This window comes from Dialister micraerophilus DSM 19965 (assembly GCF_000194985.1).
GTDB classification, from domain to species: Bacteria; Bacillota; Negativicutes; order Veillonellales; family Dialisteraceae; genus Dialister; species Dialister micraerophilus.
Window position 1 is genome coordinate 779,682 of sequence record NZ_GL878519.1, and the last position, 4,149, is coordinate 783,830.

2 protein-coding genes and 1 pseudogene are annotated in these 4,149 nt (G+C 34.2%); all 3 read left to right on the forward strand.

Translation table 11 applies throughout. The features are described from left to right. Window positions 1–63 precede the first annotated feature (63 nt). The 3 genes and pseudogenes from tdc (at window position 64) to HMPREF9083_RS03665 (ending at window position 3,989) form a co-directional block, all read left to right on the forward strand. A complete protein-coding gene (gene tdc, locus HMPREF9083_RS03655; protein WP_007556056.1) occupies window positions 64–1,938 on the forward strand; it encodes a tyrosine decarboxylase in 1,875 nt (624 codons plus the stop codon). A gap of 122 nt (window positions 1,939–2,060) precedes the next feature. Next, window positions 2,061–3,440 (forward strand): annotated as a pseudogene (locus HMPREF9083_RS03660) (amino acid permease). A gap of 120 nt (window positions 3,441–3,560) precedes the next feature. Beyond that, window positions 3,561–3,989: a HutP family protein gene (locus HMPREF9083_RS03665; RefSeq protein ID WP_007556059.1), complete on the forward strand. Its 429-nt coding sequence runs from the start codon at window positions 3,561–3,563 to the stop codon at window positions 3,987–3,989. Window positions 3,990–4,149: the final 160 nt, after the last annotated feature.

Below are 4,149 nucleotides of genomic sequence, written 5' to 3' on the forward strand. Positions count from 1 at the left end.
AACTCTCAATTATGGTTCAGGTTATTTTTCAATAACTTACATAATTTGAGGAGGTTAAGAATCATGAGTACAAAACCTACAAAGGGAGTAAATCTCAAAGCAGTATTTATCGGTGATAAAGCCGAAAATGGACAACTTTATAAGGATCTTCTTACTAATTTGGTTGATCAGCATCTTGGATGGCGTCAGAATTATATGCCACAGGACGAACCAGGTATTACTTTTGCTGATCAGGAAGAAGATAGCTACAAGCAGACAGTTCGTAAGCAGAAAGAAGTATTGAGTGTTTTATCTAGAAGAATGAGAACTGACTCTGTGCCGTGGCATAGTGCAGGTCGTTATTGGTGTCATATGTGTTCGGAGACTTTGATGCCGGCCCTTTTGGCGTATAATTTTGCAACACTTTGGAATTCCAACAATGTAGCGTTTGAAGCATCTCCGGCAACATCATTGCTTGAAGAAGAAGTTGGAATGGATCTTTCACATTTGCTTGGTTTCGGTGATAAAGGTTGGGGTCATTTAACAGCAGGTGGTGGAACAACAGCTAATTTGGAAGGACTTTGGTACATGCGTAATTTGAAGTCTTTGCCACTTGCAATAAAAGAAGTTCAGCCAGAACTCGTTGAAGGAAAGAGTGAATGGGATCTTTTGAATATGTCTGTTAAAGATGCATTAAATCTTTGGAGACAAGCAAAGGAAGAAAATATTGAAAAGATAAAATTCCGTACAGCAAGATGTGGAAATCATATTTCTAAATTAGGTAAATTAATTGTTCCGATGACAAAACATTACTCATGGCCTAAAGCTGCAGATGTTTTAGGTATAGGTACAGATAATGTAGTTCCTGTTCCGATTTCCAGTCATTATACTTTGGATGTAGAAAAGTTGGAAAGCATTATTCGTAAGACCGTTGCTGAAGGAACTCCGATTTTGGCGGTTGTTGGTGTAGTAGGAACAACAGAAGAAGGTCAAGTAGATCCGATTGATAAGATGGTTGCACTTCGTAAGAAATTGCATGAGGAATTAGGTATTTGGTTCTATATTTATGTAGATGCAGCATATGCAGGTTATGCACGTACACTCTTTGTTAATGAAGATGGAGAGTTTATTGATGATTATGATGAACTTGTAAAAGTACATGAAGAATATGGTGTATTTTCAGATGGGAAAGCACATATTAGCAGAGATGTATATAATGCATTTAAGGCTTTTAAAGATGTTGATGCTGTTACTATTGACCCACATAAGATGGGTTATATTCCGTACGCAGCAGGTGCAATTGTTGTAAGTGATAGATATATGCGTGAAGTTATTTCATACTTTGCAACCTATGTATTTGAAAAAGGTGCGGAGTGCCCTGCATTGTTGGGTGCATATATGCTTGACGGATCTAAAGCAGGTGCAACAGCAGCTTCTGTATGGACAGCTCATAGAGTATTGCCGTTGAATGTATCCGGTTATGGTAAATTGTTGGGTGCATCAATTGAAGGGGCGCAAAATTTCTATAATTTCTTACAAGGATTGACTTTTGATATAGAAGGTAAAGTATTTGAGGTTGTTCCGTTGGTAGAACCTGATTTTAATATGGTTGATTTTGTAATTCGTGAAAAAGGTAATAATAGTTTAGTTGAGCTGAATGCCTTTAATAACGAATTTTATAAGGAATCTTCTTTCAACAGCGGAATGACATATTATAATGGTTTCATTATTTCTCATACCGATTTTTCTATTCCGGATTATGGTGATGGTCCAATTAAGTTTGTTTGTGAAGACTTAGGATTTAGCTTAGAAGAATGGAAAAAAGCTGGTAAAATAACTATTCTTCGTGCATGTGTATTGTCACCATATATGAATGACAAGAAGCTTTTCGATAGTTACGCGAAGAGTGTACGCGAAGTAATTGAACAAAGATTGAAAAAACTCTGTTTAAAGAAATAATTTAATGGGTTTGTGGATACAAGAAAGGTCTAATGACCTTTCTTGTATCTCCTTTTTGTTTAATTTAACGGTAGAGAGGTAGAAAAATAATGAATAAGATAAGTCTTGGTGCATTTATCGGCATGACGATGGCTTTATGTGCAACTGTACGTAGTATTCCTACATTGGCTGCTGCAGGTTGGTTGCAGATTACATATTTACTTTTTTCAATTATATGTTTTGCATGGCCGGTAACTGCGATTGCCGGAGAATTATCCACTATGTTGCAAGGTGAAGGTGGACCGCAATTGTGGGTAAAGGAAGGCTTGGGCGAAAGATGGGGCTTGGTTACTGCGTGACTTTTGTGGACAATGATGTTCGCAGGAATGGTAATGGTTGCTACTGGACTTTGGCCGATGCTTTGTAATGCATTTGGTAGACCGGATTTGTCCGGCGATACAATCTATTCAATGGTATGTATATTTATACTTTATTGGCTGATTACAATATTGAATTTAAAATTTAATATGGCAAAATTTGGTGGACATATTGGTGTGTGGTTTGGAGTATACATTCCGGTAGTGGTTTTGTTTGTAATGGGTCTTGCGACAAGTATAAAAATAGGGTTGAATCCTGCAGGATATTTAGGAACTTTTTCTGTAGATAAATTAATACCGAATGTTGCTGATATGTCTTCTTTGAAGTATTTAGTAAGTATAGCGTTTATTTTTACAGGTATTGAAATTTCGTCAGTATATATTCCACAGTTAAAAGATGCAGTAAATAATTATCCTAAAGGATTGATGGCATCTTTACTAGGGTTAGTGTTGTTAAATATTGCTAATGGATTGCTTGTATCAAATATTGTACCTAATGGAACACTGGAGTTGGCAAATATTGCACAACCTATATTGATAGAATGTCAATTATTGGGATTACCAACCATTATTGCAAATATTTTTGCATTTATGGTATTTTTGGGAGTATTATTGCAGTTATCTGCATGGGTAACAGGACCGTCTAGAGCCATGACTCAAGTTGCTGAGGAAGGCCTTTTGCCTGCAAGTTGGGGATTTCATAAAGTAAATAAATTTGGAGTATCAACAAATGTGGTTTTAATTCAGAGCGTTTTTATTTCTTTATTTACTTTGTTATACGTTATTATAGGTAATGTAAACGCTGTGTTCTTGGTATTAACAAATGTAACCGCAATCGTTTATAGCATTGCATATATATTTATAGCAATTGTTGTTGTAAAATTACGTTATGAACGTCCAGGCGTTGTTCGTCCGTATAGAATAGGAAAGTCCGGCAATGGATTGGCTATTTTATATGCAATTTTGTTAATTGGAAGTATTGTTGGAATGACAGCTGCAACACTTATGACAACGGCGATGTTTGATAGAATGATTATTATAGGTATTTCTATAGTATTATTTATAATGCCTTTGGTTATATATGCAAATCGTTCTCCTTTATGGAAATCAAAAGTAGAAGCAGACTTGAAAGATATAAAACAATAAAATTTTTAATTTAGCAATAAATATGCTGTGGTAATATGTCACAGCATATTTATTGTAGAATGGATATTTTATGTTGATGTTTGATATTGATTTAATTATTTAGTAGGAAGGTGTGTTTATATGAAAATTGAAAAAACAAGTATAGATACGGGTAGAATGGCATTAGAATTGATTTTAACACAAACAAGAAATGAAGAACATGAATTAATAAAGAGATTCAAAGATGCTGAAATACTAGCGGTCGCTGTAGATTTTGGTGGTGAATTTGTAAAAACAATACCTAAGATATTGGAAAGTGCAGTTGTTGCATCTAAAAGAAAAGGTGTTATTGTTGATAATTATGTAGAGGAAGGTGCAATTTTAGGGGCGACTAGATCTGCTTTGGAGCAAATAAAAATAAAAGGATTAGGTTGGAATGTCGGAGGTAAGGTGGGAATTATAAGAAATGGTGAAAATGTTTGTGTTGCAATTTATATGCAAATAGGAATTATCAATTTAGATGAAATGGCTGTGGCATTATCACATCGTGTTATAAAACAATGTGATTGATATAATTAAGACAAAAATTAATTGATATAAAATGTAAAAACTTAAGCTGTTTTATAAAATGGCTTAAGTTTTTATAACATATATGTAATAATATAATTATGATGTAAAATTAAAATTAAAATTTTAATTTTAATTAGAATATTGTAATAGGTAAAGGGAG

Bases quoted from the DNA above. Each gene is read 5' to 3' on its own strand.
- HMPREF9083_RS03665 (WP_007556059.1), top strand. From the start codon at position 3,561: ATGAAAATTGAAAAAACAAGTATAGATACGGGTAGAATGGCATTAGAA.
- tdc (WP_007556056.1), top strand. From the start codon at position 64: ATGAGTACAAAACCTACAAAGGGAGTAAATCTCAAAGCAGTATTTATC.